We start from the raw sequence: 219 nt of genomic DNA on the forward strand, positions 1-219 counted from the left end.
GCATCCATGCCGCCATATTTCGCGCGCCACCGGTAAAACGTGGCGTTGCTAATCCCATGCTCCCGGCACAGGTCAGGAACCGGGACACCGCCCTCAGCCTGGCGGATCACACCCATGATCTGGGCGTCAGTAAAGCGATCACTCTTCATCAGAATCTCCTCAATTCTTACGCTGAGAAAATTCTCATTCAAAAGTCACTCTTTTTATGGGGGGATTACC

1 protein-coding gene is annotated in these 219 nt (G+C 53.0%); it reads right to left on the reverse strand.

All coding sequences use genetic code 11. From position 1 onward, the window contains the following. A partial coding sequence (locus B7449_RS19150) for a transposase (RefSeq protein ID WP_048884110.1) occupies positions 1-149 on the reverse strand: 149 nt, incomplete at its 3' end. Between the last annotated feature and the right edge of the window lie 70 nt (positions 150-219).

Origin of the sequence: Komagataeibacter intermedius TF2 (genome assembly GCF_000964425.1) — a bacterium.
Taxonomy (GTDB): domain Bacteria; phylum Pseudomonadota; class Alphaproteobacteria; order Acetobacterales; family Acetobacteraceae; genus Komagataeibacter; species Komagataeibacter intermedius.